The organism is Nocardiopsis sp. CA-288880, assembly GCF_050955985.1.
In the GTDB taxonomy this organism is placed as follows: Bacteria; Actinomycetota; Actinomycetes; order Streptosporangiales; family Streptosporangiaceae; genus Nocardiopsis; species Nocardiopsis tropica.
This window is the reverse complement of record NZ_CP192105.1, coordinates 2,252,912-2,268,883: the sequence shown is the minus strand read 5'-3', so window position 1 is coordinate 2,268,883 and position 15,972 is coordinate 2,252,912. Positions and strand designations below refer to the sequence as shown.

Below are 15,972 nucleotides of genomic sequence, written 5' to 3'. Positions count from 1 at the left end.
CCGCCCTGTTCCGGGGCGTCGGCCCAAGGCGGAGGAAGCGCCCTGACGGCTTGCCCGCGGTGGGGCGGGAGGGGTCAGCGGGACCTGACGTTGCGCGTGTGGTCGCCCCTCTGGATGCGTTCGACCAGGTCGTCGGTGAGGGTTCCGTACCCGGTGGCCGCCCACACGCTGTCGCTCGCGGGCACCTCGTAGTACGGGACCGTCCGGCCCTCGTGCTCGGCCGGCAGGACGACAGGGCGCACGCGTCCGCGGACGGCCTTGGCGCACTCCTCGCACAGGGGGACGCGGATGGTGCGGGTCCCGCCGAACTCGCGCCAGGCGGTCACCTTGGTGACGGTCCCGTGCAGGGGGTTGGCGTAGCAGTGGCGGCGCCGGACGGCGGACGCCCGCGATCCCCTGGCCGCGCTGTCGATGGCGTCCTCCGCCATGTCCAGGAGGACGAGCACGCCCACGGCGTCGGGCAGGGTGGCGTTGCCGTCCGACATCCGGTCGTGGACCGCGGCCGCGGCGGAGCGGGCGTCCAGGGCTGCGCGCAGGTGCTGCTGCGCCCTCTCCCCCGGGGCACTGCCCGACTCCAGGCGGCTCAGGCGCTCGCCGACCTCGATGAGGTCCTGCTCGCCCTGCTCCACCAGGGCCTCCAGCTGCGCGCGCTCGGCGTTGGCGAACGCGGCGTGCTGGGCGATCGCGCGGGAGCGCCGCCGCCCCAGGCTCCGGGACGTGCGGCGGTACAGGGGGTACGCGATCGCCACGACCAGGATCCCGCCGAGGAGCAGGGCGCCCGCCACCAGCCAGCCGCCCGCGGAGCCGGACGACCCGCCCCCTCCGAAGGAGACGGCTCCCGGGCCCCGGTCCGTCCCGCTGCGTTCCTCGTAGTCGGCCACGGCCCGGTCGTAGGCTCCCTCGGCGTCGCCCGACAGGGCGGCCTCCACCGCCAGGTCCAGCTGGGCGCGCACGGGACCGTCGAAGTCGGTGGCGTAGGAGGAGGTGAGCGCGGCGTAGTGGGCGGTGGTGCCGCCGCCGAAGTCCGTGCCGAAGACGTCGTCGTCCACGGCGAGGTAGTGGCCGGCCGGCTCGCCCCTGCGGTCGTGGACCACCGAGACCAGGGTCTCCACGTCGCCGTTCCAGGGGTCGGCCTCCACCAGGGGGACCGCGATCACGTACAGGTCCAGGTCGGACTCCGCGATGAGCCCGGCGATCCGCTCCTGTTCGGCCTCGGGGATGGCGTTGGCGTAGACCGGGTCGACGTACACGGGGAACTCGTCCAGGGCGTCGGCGATCTCCTGGGAGGGGTTCTCCGCGGAGGCCCCGTCCGCCGGGGCGTCGCGCACGGTCTGCGCGAGGGCTCCGGGCAGGGGGGCCGTGACCAGCCCCGCGCAGGCCAGGGCGGCCAGGAGCCGTGCCGCGTGCCGCGCGGTCGGGAACTCAGCGGGCATCGATCTCCTCCAGGAGTCTCTCGGCCATGCGTGCGGGGCGCTCCGCCCCGAAGTGGTGCCGGACCCACGCGCGGTCGTCCAACGACAGGTATGCCAGTCTCCCGCCCTGGCGGTCACGGACGTGCAGGACCCTGGCGGCGCGCACCGTCTCGCTCGCCTGCGCGCAGGACGCGCACACGGGCACGCTCCCCCTCACCGCGCGCAGCCGCTGGGAGGAGGTGGAGGGCCCGTGCAGCGGGTTGACCCTGCACGGGGCCCGGCCGACGTTTCTCCCGGGGTCCTCCAGGGCGGCCATGACCCGTCGCGAGACGACGACGGCGCCGACGTGGTCGAGGTCGTCCGGGTCGTGCTCCATGGCGATGAGCACCGCCTCCGCCGGCGGCATCAGCTCGCGGGGGATCTCTCCGGCCCGGTCCGAGGCCAACACCTCGCGGAGCGCTCCGCTCTCCCGCAGCGCCATCCGGCGCAGGGCCCGCGGACCGGTCGCATGGTCCCGGCGGGGCCGGCGGACGAGCAGCCGGACGAGGGCCGCCGTGCCGACCAGGGCCAGGAAGGCCAGCGGGCCGAGGAGCAGCACCCCCGCGGGGAAGCCCCCGCTGAAGTAGCGCGGCACGCGCGGCCCCGGGGGCTCGTTGCCGGAGTCCATGAAGTACGGCGTCCCGACGTACGCGCCCTCGCCCACCTCGACGCCCTCCAGCGCGTCGAGGGCGGCGTCCAGCGCCTGGGCGGGGCTCGGCTCCTCGATCTCGCCGGTGGCGGTCCACAGCTCGTAGGAGTCCACGGTCCCGAGGCCGACGGAGGACGCGGAGACGCGCACCCCCTCCTCCGAGTACTGGTGGCCGGCGACGAGGTAGACGGCGTCCTCTCCGCTGACGGAGGCCAGGGCGTGGGCCAGGACCTCGGGGTCGCCGCTGAACTCGTCGGCGGGGTCCATGGGCAGGACCAGCGCGCGCACCGGGACGGGGGCGTCGGCGAGGCGCTCGGCCGTCGCGGCCAGGCCGTCCAGGGGGGACGGGGTGCGGGGGTCGACGTAGAGGGGCGCGGTGTTCTCCTCCAGTTCCCGGGCGATCTGCTCCACCCTGGCCGTGGACACCACGTAGGGCGGGGAGGCGAACGCCTCCTCCCGGGGGGAGAGGACCTCGGCTCCGCCCTCCGGGGCACCGACGACGTGGGCGAGCGGGGCGAGGGACACCGCCCCCGCCAGGACGACGGTCGCCGCGGCGGTGCCGGTGACGACCGCGACCCCGCTTCCGCCGAGCGGGCCCCGGCGAAGACGGCGCCAGACGAGGTAGCCGCCCGCGCCGAGCACGAAGCCGCCGAGCGTCCCCGCGAGGAAGCCCGTGTTCCCGGGACCGTTGTGGCTGGTGGGGTCGAGATCGTCGAGGAAGTCCCGCCACCCCTCGGCGAACCGGTCCCCCGCCGAGGGCGGCCCGTACCGGTCCGGGTCCGCGGCGCCCGCGCCGCCCGGGTCGGTCAGGGCCCGGACGAACCCCTCGGCGACCTGGTCGACGGGGGCGCCGTAGTCGAAGTCCGGGTCGGCCAGCAGGGCGCTGCGCGCCTCGTCCACGGGCAGGGCGACGCCGTACGCGGCCACGTCGAACAGGGTGGAGTCGGGGCGCAGGTGGACGTAGACCCCGTCGGAGCCGAGCCGGTCGTGCAGGGCGGGCAGCATCGCGCCTCCCCACTCCGTCCCGGGACCGGGGAAGGGGCTGACGACCACGTGGTAGGGCTCGCCCAGGGCGTCGAAGGCCTCGCGCAGGTCGGCTTCGAGCTCCTCCGGGTCGTGGAGCCCGGACACGGCCGCGTCCACCACGACGGCGGCGCCCTCGGGCTCGTCGGCCATCAGGTCCGCGTAGTACTCGGCGGGGGTCACGCGCGTCTCGTACGCGGACGGCGCGTCCGGGGGCGCGGGTTCGGCCGCGGCGGGGGACGCCGTGAAAGGGAGCACCAGCAGGGCCGGGAGGGCGGCCAGGGCGACCGGGAACCGGATGCGGGGGCGGGAGGGACCGGACATGGGGGTGATCATATCGGGGAGTTTCGGTCATCCCTCTGTCCCGCCCGGCCCCCCTCCACCTCGCTCAGGAGGACCTCGACCATGCGGGCGGGGTCGTGCGCGCCGAAACGGTGGCGGATCCACGCCCGCTCCCCCTGGTCCAGGTACGAGCGCCACACCCCGTCCGGGCCCCGCAGTTCCAGCCGCCGGAGCACCCGGCGGTCGTCGGGGAGGGCGGCGCACCCCTCGCAGAGCGACGTCCGCTCGGCCCGCACCCCGCGCTCCCGCCGCTTGCGGCCCGGCGGGGCCGGGGCACTGGCGGTGCCCGGACCGTGCAGGGGGTTGTTCCTGCACGGGGCCCCGTGGACGGGGGCTCCGGGGTCGGCCAGGGCGGCGCGGGCACGCCGCACCAGGACCAGCACACCGACGAGGTCGAGGGCGTCCGGGGACCCCTCCATCACCATGAGCGCCGCCTCGGCCTGGGGCATCAGCCCGTCCGGCAGGGTGCGGCCGGCGGAGAGCTCCCCGGCCAGGGCCGCCGCCTCCCGCTCCGCACGCGGACGCAGGGCCGCGGCGCCGGCCCTGCCCCCTGCGAAGGCTCCGGGGCGCCTCACCAGTGCGACCGCCCCCAGGACGGCCCCCGCGACGAGCGCGCCGACCACCGGTCCCACGAGCAGGAGGGCGAGGAGGAAGCTCTCGGTGAAGCGCGGCAGGCGTGGTTCCAGGGGCGCGGAGTCGATCGTGGGAGGGGCGGGCGACGCGTCGGCGTCGGCGGGGTGGCGCCCGACCTCGCGCAGGACCGCGTCCAGGGCCGCGGCCGGATCGGCGGCCTCCTCGTCCCGGACCTCCCGGAGGAGGGAGTACCCGTCGACGGGCACACCGAAGGCCAGCAGGTCCACGGACACGGCCTCGAGGTCGTGGGTGACCACGGCGTAGACGCCGTCCTCGCCCAGCGCGTGGTGCCAGGCGTGCAGGAACACGTGCGGGTCGCCGGCGGACTCGTCGCTCCCGGCCATCGGCAGCACGACCGCGCGCACGGGCGCGGGCGCCTCCTCCAGCCGCGCCGCGACCTCCGCCAGGCCCTCGCGCGGGAGGGGCGTGAGCGGATCGACGTAGAGGCGCTCCTCCCCCATCTGCCCGACCACGCGCTCGACCCGCGCGGTGGAGGCCACGTACGGCGGCTCGGCGCGGACCTCCTCCAGGGGGTCGGGCAGCTCCTGGGGGCCCGGGGGCGCGCCGGTCAGGTGCGCCAGGGACCAGGCCACCGCAGCGGCGGACGGCACCAGCGTCGCGACCGCCGCCACCAGCACCGTCGACCGCGTGCCCGCGCCCCGCCGCACCCGCACGACCGCCCACGCCGCGCCCATCGTGACCAGCGCCCCGACGGGGGCGCCGACGATCAGGCCCAGGTTCTCCGGGCCGACCGACCGCGACGGGTCGAGGTCCTCCACGAACTCCTCCCAGCCCGAGGGCGTGTCCTCACCCGCCTCCCGGGCGGCGACCACCGCGTCGCTCCTGCGCAGGAGGTCCTCCTCGGAGGCGGTGAGCGCCTCGGTGAAGGCGGCCGCCACCTCCCCGAGCGGGGCCCCGTACTCCGTCTCCCCGCGGGTCACCTGGTCCGCCAGGTCCACCGGGAGGTCCACTCCGTAGGCCCGCACCCCGGCGATCCCGCTGTCGGGGCGCAGGTGGACGTAGATCCCGTCGGCGCCGATCCGGTCGTGCAGGGCCGCCAGCATGTCCGGGGCCCACAGGGAGGCGAGGGACTCCGGGAACGGGCTCGCGACGACGTGGTACGGCACGCCCACCGCGCCGAAGGAGCCGTGGAGCCCGGCCTCCAGTTCGACGAGGTCGTACTCGCCCGCCAGCGCGTCGTCCACGACCACCGCAGCCCCCGCGGGCATGTCCGCCATCAGTGCGGCGTAGTGCTCGGCGGGGGTGACGTGGGTCTCGTACGAGGCGGGCTCCGGCGCGGCGTGGGCGGGGGCGCCCGTCGCGGCGAGGGCGGCGAGCACGGCCGGGACGAGGAGGAGGCGGGGTCGGAGGAGCCGGGGGAGGGCGGGCATGCGGGGAGCATACCTGGGGGTTTCGGTCGTCCCCCTCTCCGGACCGGAGCGAGGGGGCCGGGACGCGTCCGGGCCCCCGCACCGCTCGTGGGCGGCGCGGGGGCCCGGACGTCCCGCTTCCCGGGCCGGAGCCCGGGGCCTGCGGTCAGGCCGTGGACCGGGTGGGCTCCACGAAGGCCTTGAACCGCTTCATGTCCCCCTTGGCGCGGGCCTTGACGAGTCCCAGCTTGTCACCGAGCTGCTCCACGGCGCCCTCCGGGACGGTCTTCAGCTGGAGGGTGATCCGGGTGCTCGTGTCGGAGAGGTGGTGGAAGGTCACCACGCCCGCGTGGGTCACGCCGTCGACGGTCTTCCAGGCGATCCGCTCCCCCGGGATCTGCTCGGTGACCACGGCGTCGAAGTCGCGCCGCTGGCCGGCGATCTCGATGGTCCAGCGCATGGTGGTGTCACCGGTGCGCACGACCTGGGCCACGCCCTCCATGAAGGAGGGGAACTCCTCGAACCTCGTCCACTGGGCGTAGGCCGCAGTCACCGGGACGTCGACCTCTACCGTCTCCACGATGTCCGACATTGATCGACTCCTTCGCAATAGATTGCGTTTCGTCCTCACCGGGGCCGCTACCCGGCTCCCGGCGTCGCAATCACGGGTTCCGCCCCTTCAGGGCCGCCGGACCACGCGCCCGAAACCCCCCGGGGGAACCGCGGGAAACGCCGTGACCTGGGAGGAAGCGGAGAGGGCCGATCTCCGGGGAAAAGTCGTGAAACGGGTCACCGCACTCCGTGTCGGATCCCCGCCGCACGCGAACGGGGCCGCCACCGTCGGTCGGACGGTGGCGGCCCCGTGGAACCGCGCTGCACGCCTGGTGGGCGCCGGCGGAGTCCTGTGCGCCGGTCCCTACTTGGCGATCAGCTGGCGGAGCACGTACTGCAGGATGCCGCCGTTGCGGTAGTAGTCGGCCTCGCCGGGGGTGTCGATCCGCAGGACGGCGTCGAACTCCACCCCGGTGTCGGTGCTGACCCTGACCGTGCTCGGCACGCGTCCCTCGTTCAGCTCGGTCACGCCGGTGACCGAGAAGGTCTCCTCACCGGTCAGGCCGAGGGAGTCCGCGGACTGCCCCTCCGGGAACTGGAGCGGCAGGACGCCCATGCCGATCAGGTTGGAGCGGTGGATGCGCTCGTAGGACTCGGTGATGACCGCGCGGACGCCCAGCAGGCTGGTGCCCTTGGCCGCCCAGTCGCGGGACGAGCCGGAGCCGTACTCCTTGCCGCCCAGGACGACCAGCGGGGTGCCCTGCGCAGCGTAGTTCTGCGCGGCGTCGTAGATGAACGACACCGGGCCGTCGGGCTGGGTGAAGTCGCGGGTGTAGCCGCCCTCCGTGCCCGGCGCGATCTGGTTGCGCAGGCGGATGTTGGCGAACGTGCCGCGGATCATCACCTCGTGGTTGCCGCGGCGGGAGCCGTAGGAGTTGAAGTCGCGGCGCTCCACACCGTTGGACTTCAGGTACTCGGCCGCCGGGGTGCCCGGCTTGATGGCGCCGGCCGGGGAGATGTGGTCGGTGGTGACCGAGTCCCCCAGCTTGGCCAGCACGCGGGCGCCGGAGATGTCGGTGACCGGGGACGGGGTGGTGTCCATGCCGTCGAAGTACGGGGGCTTGCGCACGTACGTCGACTCGGCCTCCCACTCGAAGGTGTTGCCGGTCGGCGTGGGCAGCGAGCGCCAGCGGTCGTCGCCCGCGAACACGTCGGAGTACGCGGACTCGTACATGTCGGAGGCGATCGCGGAGTCCATGACCTCCTGGATCTCCTCGGCGGTCGGCCACACGTCGGCCAGGTAGACCGGCTCGCCGTCCTTGCCGATGCCCAGGGGCTCGGTGGTGATGTCCACGTCGAGCGAACCGGCCAGGGCGTAGGCGACCACCAGCGGCGGCGACGCCAGGTAGTTCATCTTGACGTCCGGGTTGATCCGGCCCTCGAAGTTGCGGTTGCCCGACAGGACCGCGGAGACCGCGAGGTCGTTGTCCTGGACCGCCTGGGAGATCTCCTCCGGCAGCGGGCCGGAGTTGCCGATGCAGGTGGTGCAGCCGTAGCCGACCAGGTTGAAGCCCAGCTTGTCCAGGTACGGGGTCAGGCCGGAGCGCTCGTAGTAGTCGGTGACGACCTTGGAGCCCGGGGCCATCGAGGTCTTCACCCACGGCTTGCGGGACAGGCCCTTCTCCACCGCCTTCTTGGCCAGCAGGGCGGCGCCCAGCATGACCGAGGGGTTGGAGGTGTTGGTGCACGAGGTGATCGCGGCGATCACGACGGCGCCGTGGTCGATCTCGGTCTCGGTGCCGTCGGCCATGGTGACCTTGACGGACTTGTGCGGGCGGGCGCCGTTGGCGGTCTGGGCCGGGGCGTCGGAGGCCGGGAAGGACTCCTCGCCGGCCTCGTCGGCGTCGTCCTGGACGTAGTTGCGGATGTCGTGGCGCCAGGTGTTCTTGGCCTCCGACAGCGCGATGCGGTCCTGCGGGCGCTTGGGGCCGGCGATGGACGGGACGACGTCGCCGAGGTCGAGCTCCAGGTACTCGGAGAACTCGGGCTCGACGGACGGGTCGTGCCAGAAGCCGTTGGCCTTGGCGTAGGCCTCGGTCAGGGCGACCTGCTGCTCGGAGCGGCCGGTCAGGCGCATGTAGCGGATGGTCTCGTCGTCGACCGGGAAGATCGCGGCGGTGGAGCCGAACTCCGGGCTCATGTTACCGATGGTGGCGCGGTTGGCCAGCGGCACCGACGCGACGCCGTCGCCGTAGAACTCGACGAACTTGCCGACCACGCCGTGCCGGCGCAGCTGCTCGGTGATGGTGAGCACGAGGTCGGTGGCGGTGGTGCCGGGCTTGAGCTGGCCCGTGAGCTTGAAGCCGACCACGCGCGGGATGAGCATGGAGATCGGCTGGCCGAGCATGGCGGCCTCGGCCTCGATGCCGCCCACGCCCCAGCCCAGGATGCCCAGGCCGTTCTGCATGGTGGTGTGGGAGTCCGTGCCCACACAGGTGTCGGGGTAGGCCTGGCCGTTCCGGCTCATCGTGACGCGGGCCAGGTGCTCGATGTTGGCCTGGTGCACGATGCCGGTGCCGGGCGGGACGACCTTGAACTCGTCGAAGGCGGTCTGGCCCCAGCGCAGGAACTTGTAGCGCTCGTAGTTGCGCTCGTACTCGATCTCGACGTTGCGCTCGAAGGCGTCGGGGCGGCCGAAGAGGTCGACGACGACGGAGTGGTCGATCACGAGCTCGGCGGGAGCGAGCGGGTTGATCTTGTCCGGGTCGCCGCCCAGGTCGCGGACGGCCTCGCGCATGGTGGCGAGGTCGACGACGCAGGGGACGCCGGTGAAGTCCTGCATGATCACCCGCGCGGGGGTGAACTGGATCTCCTGGCTGGGCTGCGCCTTGGCGTCCCAGCCGCCGAGGGCCCGGATGTGCTCGGCGGTGACGTTGGCACCGTCCTCGGTGCGCAGGAGGTTCTCCAGCAGCACCTTCAGGCTGTAGGGAAGCCGCTTGGAGCCCTCCACGGCCTCCAGACGGAAGATCTCGTACGACTCGTCGCCAACGCGCAACGTGTCACGGGCGCCGAAGCTGTTCGTGGACACGGTGTCTGCCTCCTGATCTCGCCACTTTGTCCCCAGCATCCTGCCTCATCAGACGGGTGCGGGACCTGTTGAGGCCGCCCTGGCCGGATGGCCGGGAGCGGAGGACCGCGGGGGTGACCTCCGTTGTCCCCGACCTCCATCATGACCGCTGTGACCTGCGACGACACCACTCGCCACCGGCCAGGCGGCCCACTGGCCACGGGCGCCCACGATGTTCTGGACCGGACGCCGCCGAGCGGTCTACATCACACGCCGGCGCTCGCGTCCGAAACCTGGTGCGGGTCGGGGGGACCCCCGCTGTTATCTTGATGTCAAGGTATCCAACTTGTATCTCGATATCAAGTTATCGGGTGCGGGCCCGGGGCGGGCGGCCACCCCCCGGCAAGCCCCATCCTCTCAGTCCAGTTGCGGCACCACCTGCGACGCGACCAGCTCCAGGTGGTCCAGGTCGGCCATGTCGAGCACCTGGAGGTACATCCGCTCGGCGCCGGCCTCGCCGAAGCGGCCGATCCGATCGACCAGCTCGCCGGGCGAGCCCGCCAGGCCGTTCTCCCGGAGTTCGGGGACCTCGCGGCCGATCCGCTCGGCGCGGCGCGCGACCTCCGCCTCGTCGCGGCCCGCGCACAGCACCTGTGCGGCCGAGTACACCGGCGGGGCGGCCCTCCCGGAGGCGCGCACCGCCGCACGGGTCCGCTCGAAGGCCGCGGAGGTGTCCTCCAGCGACGAGAACGGCACGTTGTACTCGTCGGCGTACTTGGCCGCCAGGCGCGGCGTGCGCTTGGGGCCGGTCCCGCCGATCAGCACCGGGGGCCGCGGCCCCTGCTGCGGCTTGGGCAGGGCGGGCCCCTCCGCCAGCCGGTAGTGCTTGCCCTCGTAGCGGAAGGACTCGCCCGCAGGCGTCGACCACAGGCCGGTGATGATGTCCAGCTGCTCCTCGTAGCGGTCGAAGCGCTCGCGGCCGGAGGCGGGGAAGGGGATCCCGTAGACCGCGTGCTCCTCCTCGAACCAGCCCGCGCCGAAGCCGAACTCCACGCGGCCGCCGCTCATGCGGTCGACCTGGGCGACGGTGATGGCGAGGGGGCCGGGGTAGCGGAAGGTCGCCGCGGTCATGAGGGTGCCGAGGCGGATGCGGGAGGTGTCGCGGGCCAGTCCCGCCAGGGTGATCCAGGCGTCGGTGGGCCCGGGGAGGCCGCTGACGTGGTCACCCATGTGCAGATAGTGATCGGAACGGAACAGAGCGTCGAAGCCAAGGTCCTCGGCTGCCTTGGCGACGGCGAGCTGATCCTCGTAGGTGGCCCCCTGTTGGGGCTCAAGGAAGATCCTCAGGCGCATACGCCCCATTTTCTCCCACTGCGGGGACCAGACCGAAGCCGCCGCGCGGGTACCGTCGAAAAGGCGCCCCGGGCCCGCCCCGCACCGCCGAACCGATCCGCCCACCCGACGCGATAGCCCTCGATGTGAAGCTGCTCCGCCGCGCGCGCCGCCGCGCCCCCTCCTACGGCCCGGAGAGCGCCGACCCGGTGCTCCTGGCGGCCATCGCCGTCGGCGAGACCGAGGCCCTGGAGATCCTGCACCGCAGACACGCGCCCTGGCTCCGCGCGCGTCTGCGCTACCGCTGCTCCGACACCGACCAGCTCGACGCCGCGCTCCAGGAGACCTTCCTCGCCGTGTGGAGGAACGCGGGCTCGTTCACGCCCCGTCCCGGCGACACCGACGCCGGGGCCTGGCTGTGGACCATCGCGATCCGACAGCTCATCTCCCAGCTGCGCAAACGGGCCAACCGCTGGATCTCGGACAGCGACACCGAGCCCTACGAGACCATCGGCGACGCCTCCGCCGAGGACACCGTGCTGCTCAACATCGAGCACGGTCCGCTGGGCGCCGCCCTGCACTCCCTCTCCCCCGAGCTGCGCTCGGCGATCCAGGCCACCGTGCTCGACGGGCTCACCGTCCGTGAGGCCGCGCAGATCCTCCAGATCCCCGAGGGAACCGTCAAGACACGGGTCATGCGCGCCAAGGCGCGACTACGGGAGGCACTGACATGAGCTGGCACCTGACCCCTGCCCAAGCACACGAGTACGCGAGCCACCGGGCCGACGACGTCACGGCCATGTCCGTGGAGGCCCACATCATGCACTGCGCGCCCTGCCGGGACCTGCTCCCCGGCGACGAGGACTGGCTCGCCGAGAGCTGGGCGGGGCTGCGCGACGTCGTGGACCGCCCCCGGCGGGGCGTGGTCGAGACGCTGCTGGCCTCCCTGGGACTGCGGGAGGGCACCGCCAAGCTGCTGGCCGCGACGCCCGGCCTGTACCGGGCCTGGCTCCTGGCCTCGGTCGTGGTCCTGGTCGCCGCCCTCTTCGCCGCGCACCACCTTCCGCGCGGTTCGCTGGTCTTCACCTTCACCGCCCCGATCGTGCCCCTGGTGGGCGTCGCCCTGGCGTACGGGCGCGGGGTGGACCCGGCCCACGCGCTGACCTCCGTCACCCCGATGGCGGGCCAGCGGCTCCTGTTCCTGCGCACCTGCGCGGTGCTCGTGCCCTCCCTGGCCCTGTGCGCCGCGGTCGCGCTGATGCTGCCCTCGGCCTCCACCCCGTGGACCGCGGCGTTCTGGCTCCTGCCGTCCCTGACACTCGTCGCGGGATCCCTCGTGCTCAGCCACTGGCTGCACCTGAGCGCCGCCAGCGCGGTCGTCGGGCTGGCGTGGCTGGTCGCGCTGGCCTCCATGGTCGTGTCCGAGCACGCGACGCCGCTCCAGCTGCTCGCCCCCCAGGCCCAGGCGTGGTGGGCGACGGCGCTGGCGGCCCTGCTGGGTGCGATCCTGGTGCGCGTGAGGACGGCATGAGCGCGGAGACCGCGGGGACCGGGGCGGGGGGCGCCGCGCCCTCCCCCTCCGGCGCGCCCTCCGTCCGGATCCGGGGCCTGGTCCGCCGGTACGGCGCCCGCACCGCCCTGGACGGCGTGGACCTGGACCTGGGCCCCGGGGTGACCGGCCTGCTCGGCCGCAACGGGGCGGGCAAGACCACACTGCTGCGGTGCCTGGCCACGGACCTGGAGGCCACCCGGGGCGAGGTCAGCGTGCTCGGGCGCAACCCCGAGCGGGCCGCCGAGCGCACCGAGATCCGGCGCCGCCTCGGCTACCTGCCGCAGAACCCCGAGTTCTACCCCTACTTCACCGCGTTCGGGCTGCTGGACTACATGGCGGTGCTCAAGGAGCTCGGCGGGCGCCGGGCACGCCACGAGGAGGTGCGGCGCGGCCTGCGGCGGGTCGGCCTCTACGACCGCCGCCACAGCCGCGTCCGGCGCCTCTCGGGCGGGATGCGCCAGCGGCTCGGCCTGGCCTCGGCCCTGCTCGGCGACCCGGAGCTCCTCCTGCTGGACGAACCGACCATCGGGCTGGACCCGGAGCAGCGCATCCGGTTCCGCGGCCTGGTGTCGGAGCTCGCGGTGCACAGCACCGTGGTGCTGTCCACCCACCAGATCGAGGACGTGGCGGCCCTGTGCCAGCGCGTGCTCTGCCTGGACGGGGGGAGGATCATCTTCGACGGCACCCCGGGGGAGCTGGTGGACCGCGCCCGCGGCCACGTCTGGGAGAGGTCCGGGCACCCGGGCGAGGGGCACACGGCCTGGCGCCTGGCCGACGGCCGGTACCGGGTGCTCACCGTGGAGGGCTCCGGTCGCGGCCCCTCGCCCGCGGATGCGCCCGGGGGATCCGGCGACGGCGGGCTCGTCCCGGTCGAGCCCACCCTGGAGGACGCCTACCTGCTGCTGACCGGCGTGGACCGCGGCCTCGGGCTGGAGCAGTGCGCACGATGAGCGGAGCCGTCACCGGCCGCGGCGGGGAGGGGCCCGGCGGCGGTCCCCCCGGCGCGGGGCCCGGGAGGCCCCGGACCGCGGCCGCGGGGTCCCGGGACGCAGGGCCCCTCACCGGGCGCGCCCTCACCTTCGGGCGGCTGTCGTGGTTCACGGCGCTGCGGCTGCTCGTCAACCCGTTCCTCCTCGTCGCGGGGGCCCTGGCGGTGCTCATGACCCTCTCGACCGCGAACCAGCCCCTCGTGCACACCAGGTCCGACCTGTACGAGAGCGCTGTGACGTCGGCGCTGATCGTGACCCTGGGCCTGTTCGCCGCTGTGACCTTCCCCGCCATCCGCGAGGTCCGCTACGGACGGAGCCCGGTCGGCCCGCTGGGCCGGGCGGGCCGCTACCTGGCGGTGGGCGCGGGCGCCGCGCTGGTCGGCTGGGCGTGCGTGGCGGCGCTCCTGGCGCTGGACGCGTGGCAGTACGCGGGACCGGTGCCGGGCCTGGTGCACCCGCTGTCCCACCTGACGCCGTTCGTCGTGGTGCTGGTCGGCCCGGCGGGGGCGATGGCGCTCGTCGCCTGGACCCGGTCGTACACCCCGCTCCTGCTGATCGCCCTGGTCGTGCCCACCTACGGCCTGTACACGATCACGGCCTTCGACACGGCCCAGAGCGTGGACAGGGTCGTCGCCCGGGTGCAGTCGCTGACCCTCATGGCCGTCGACCCGTTCCCGGTGCACTCCCCCGGCGTCCCCGTCCTGGTCCACCTGTACGCGGCCTACCTGGGGCTGGCCGTCCTGGGGCTCGTGGCGCTGGCCCTGGCCGCGACGGGGCGCAGGGCGTCCCGGGCGGCGGCCCTGGGCACGGCCCTCGTGCTCCTGGCCGGCGCCGGGGGCACCGCCGCCCACGGGGCCACCTCCTACACCTGGGGGGTCCCCGTGTCGGACCGCCTCCTGTACGGCGCCGACACCGTCTCCTGCCGGACGCGGGAGGGGGTCACCTACTGCCCCATGCCCGGCTACGAGCCGTGGGTGGAGCAGTGGCACGCGGTCCTCGGCCCCGTGCTGACGGCCCTGCCGGAATCCGCGTCCGACGACATGCCCGTGGTGTGGCAGGACAGCACGCGCTTCGACCGCGACCCGGCCGGCCTCCCGCGGTCCAGGGTCGTGGTCTACGACGTGCGCTTCACCGACGGTCCGTGGTGGCGCCTGGACATCCTGGACGGGACCGCCCGCGCCGTCTTCGGCCTCGCCCCCCTCTGGGAGTCGCTGTGCCGGGCCGACGGGCAGTCGCGCCTGCTCCTGGCCGCGTGGATGGCGGGGCTGGACCCGCAGTCCGGTGACGCCGACCGGCGGAGCAGGAGCGGGGTGTTCCTGGGGGAGTACTCCCCCTCCCAGCAGGACCTCGAAGTGCTGCACGTCCTCCTGGAACTGCCCGAGGAGCGGGTGTTCGAGGTCCTCCGGGACCACTGGGAGAAGCTCTCCTCGCCCCGCGGCCGCACGGAGGAGCTGGCGGGCCTCCTGGGCATCCCGCTGCGCGGGTCCCCGCACGAGGGCCCGGCGCAGCGCGACTGGGACAGGCTGTTCTCCGGGACGGACATGGCCTACCACGCGAGTCCGGCCTCCGGGCCCGTGTGCGCCTGACCGGCGCCCGACTGGGGCACACGCCGTCATCGAACCCGACCTGACCAGGGATTATTAACCGCGCCACAAAATCGCGCCATCCCTTCCCCGGTGGTCCGGGTCAACTACACTCGCGAATGTCCGAATTGTTGATCATTGTCAGCTTTTATGGACTTCCATCCCTTCTGGAGTCGATCCCTCCCGCGAGCAAGGGGCGTTCCTTGTCTGTTCCCCGTACTCTCACGCGTATCGTGCGCCCCGCCGCCGTCGCCGGCGCGGCCGCCCTGGCCCTCGGCGCGGTCGCGCCCGCCCACGCCGACGAGCACTTCCCGGCGACGGCCGGCAGCACCCTCGTCAGCCTGTCCCACCACGGGGGCGGCTCCGTGACGGAGGGGTCCTGGGGCAGGGTCTACGTCGGGTCGGACGTGGGGGGCGACTACCCGTCCGCCGACTTCTCCGCCGACCGCGGCGGCGTCGGCGCGCTCGTGGGGACCGGCGGGCCGGTCGAGTCCCGTGTCAACACCACCGCCGCCGGGGACGGCCGCGCGGAGGCGGTCTCCGCCCTCGGCGGCGGTTTCACGCTGGACCTTCCGGGCCATGCCGAACCCGCCGTCAGCCTGACCTCGCTGCACAACTCCGTCAGGTGCGACTTCTCGGGCGACCTCGCCTGGGAGAACACGATCGGGAGCTCCGCGGAGGACGACCGCGTCATCTCCGTCTTCGGGACGCCGATCACGGCCGACGCCCCCGAGGTGAACGCCACCGTGGCCGTCCCCGGCCTCGACGCGGCGGCCGACGTCACCGTCCTGAACCGCGTGCCGGAGGACCCCTCCGCCGGGCGCGGCGAGGTGTCCACCTCCGTCACGGCCTCCGCGGGCGGGGCCGAGCTGTTCGCCCTGGAGCTCGGCGCCGTCGCCGTGGACTGCCTCGGCGACGAAGGGGCGCCCGGGACCGACGGCGGGGAGGACGCCGACGGCGGGGACGACACCCCCGCCCGGGAGGCCCCCGCCTCCCCGGAGGCCGGGGAACCCTCCGACGGCTCGGACAGCGGGGACGGGACGGACGGGGGCACCGCGGACGGCGGCGCCCCGGACGGCGGCGCCCCGGACGGCGGCGCCCTGGCCGACGGGGACGCCCCCGCGGACGGGAGCGGGGACACCGGCGGGGATCCGCCCTCGGCCCGGGAGGACCCCGCCCCCGTCGGCGCCGCCGACGGACCCGCGGACCTGCCCCTGACCGGCGGCGCCCTGGCCGGCCTGGTGACCGCCGGGGTCCTCGCCCTGGGAGGGGGCGGCGCGGCCCTGTACCTCGCCCGCCGCGGCAAGCACGGTGACGGCTCCGGGGACGACGCCGGAGACGGGGCGGCGCAGCGCTGAGGACGTGCCGTGCCCGCCGGACGGACGGTCCCCGCGCCCGCCCTGCGGGGCACGGAACGGCCCGCGGCGCA

At 74.3% G+C, this 15,972-nt stretch carries 11 protein-coding genes; 5 read left to right on the top strand and 6 right to left on the bottom strand.

The genetic code is table 11. The features are described 5' to 3' along the window. Window positions 1-74: 74 nt before the first annotated feature. The 6 genes from ACQPYD_RS09860 to ACQPYD_RS09835 form a co-directional block, all read right to left on the bottom strand. Window positions 75-1,433 carry a hypothetical protein gene (locus tag ACQPYD_RS09860; RefSeq protein WP_433700692.1) on the bottom strand — a complete coding sequence of 453 codons (1,359 nt, stop codon included), beginning with the start codon at window positions 1,431-1,433 and terminating at the stop codon, window positions 75-77. After that, window positions 1,423-3,447 carry a hypothetical protein gene (locus ACQPYD_RS09855; protein WP_433700691.1) on the bottom strand — a complete coding sequence of 675 codons (2,025 nt, stop codon included), beginning with the start codon at window positions 3,445-3,447 and terminating at the stop codon, window positions 1,423-1,425. Before ACQPYD_RS09855 ends, ACQPYD_RS09860 begins: the two co-directional genes overlap by 11 nt. A gap of 8 nt (window positions 3,448-3,455) precedes the next feature. Beyond that, the gene (locus tag ACQPYD_RS09850; RefSeq protein WP_433700690.1) at window positions 3,456-5,489 is read right to left on the bottom strand and encodes a hypothetical protein; all 2,034 of its coding nucleotides are present in this window, start codon (window positions 5,487-5,489) and stop codon (window positions 3,456-3,458) included. A gap of 145 nt (window positions 5,490-5,634) precedes the next feature. Continuing rightward, complete coding sequence (locus tag ACQPYD_RS09845) at window positions 5,635-6,060, bottom strand: SRPBCC family protein (protein ID WP_433700689.1); 426 nt, start codon at window positions 6,058-6,060, stop codon at window positions 5,635-5,637. A gap of 324 nt (window positions 6,061-6,384) precedes the next feature. Further along, on the bottom strand, window positions 6,385-9,108 hold the full coding sequence (gene acnA / locus ACQPYD_RS09840; protein WP_433700688.1) for an aconitate hydratase AcnA: 2,724 nt from the start codon (window positions 9,106-9,108) through the stop codon (window positions 6,385-6,387). 396 nt (window positions 9,109-9,504) lie between these two features. Then, window positions 9,505-10,440, bottom strand: a complete 936-nt coding sequence (locus ACQPYD_RS09835; RefSeq protein WP_433700687.1) for an LLM class F420-dependent oxidoreductase — start codon at window positions 10,438-10,440, stop codon at window positions 9,505-9,507. Between the two features lie 125 nt (window positions 10,441-10,565). Between ACQPYD_RS09835 and ACQPYD_RS09830 the strand changes: the two genes are divergently transcribed. From ACQPYD_RS09830 to ACQPYD_RS09810, 5 genes are all read left to right on the top strand, one after another. Next, entirely contained in the window at window positions 10,566-11,153 is a 588-nt protein-coding gene (locus tag ACQPYD_RS09830; RefSeq protein ID WP_433700686.1) for an RNA polymerase sigma factor, read from the top strand. Next, window positions 11,150-11,950: a zf-HC2 domain-containing protein gene (locus ACQPYD_RS09825; RefSeq protein ID WP_433700685.1), complete on the top strand. Its 801-nt coding sequence runs from the start codon at window positions 11,150-11,152 to the stop codon at window positions 11,948-11,950. The genes ACQPYD_RS09830 and ACQPYD_RS09825 overlap by 4 nt, the downstream gene beginning before the upstream one ends. Next, the gene (locus ACQPYD_RS09820) at window positions 11,947-12,921 is read left to right on the top strand and encodes an ATP-binding cassette domain-containing protein (RefSeq protein WP_433700684.1); all 975 of its coding nucleotides are present in this window, start codon (window positions 11,947-11,949) and stop codon (window positions 12,919-12,921) included. Before ACQPYD_RS09825 ends, ACQPYD_RS09820 begins: the two co-directional genes overlap by 4 nt. Continuing rightward, window positions 12,909-14,546: a hypothetical protein gene (locus ACQPYD_RS09815; RefSeq protein WP_433700683.1), complete on the top strand. Its 1,638-nt coding sequence runs from the start codon at window positions 12,909-12,911 to the stop codon at window positions 14,544-14,546. Before ACQPYD_RS09820 ends, ACQPYD_RS09815 begins: the two co-directional genes overlap by 13 nt. 230 nt (window positions 14,547-14,776) lie before the next feature. Then, a complete protein-coding gene (locus tag ACQPYD_RS09810; RefSeq protein ID WP_433700682.1) occupies window positions 14,777-15,901 on the top strand; it encodes a hypothetical protein in 1,125 nt (374 codons plus the stop codon). The last annotated feature ends 71 nt before the right edge of the window (window positions 15,902-15,972 follow it).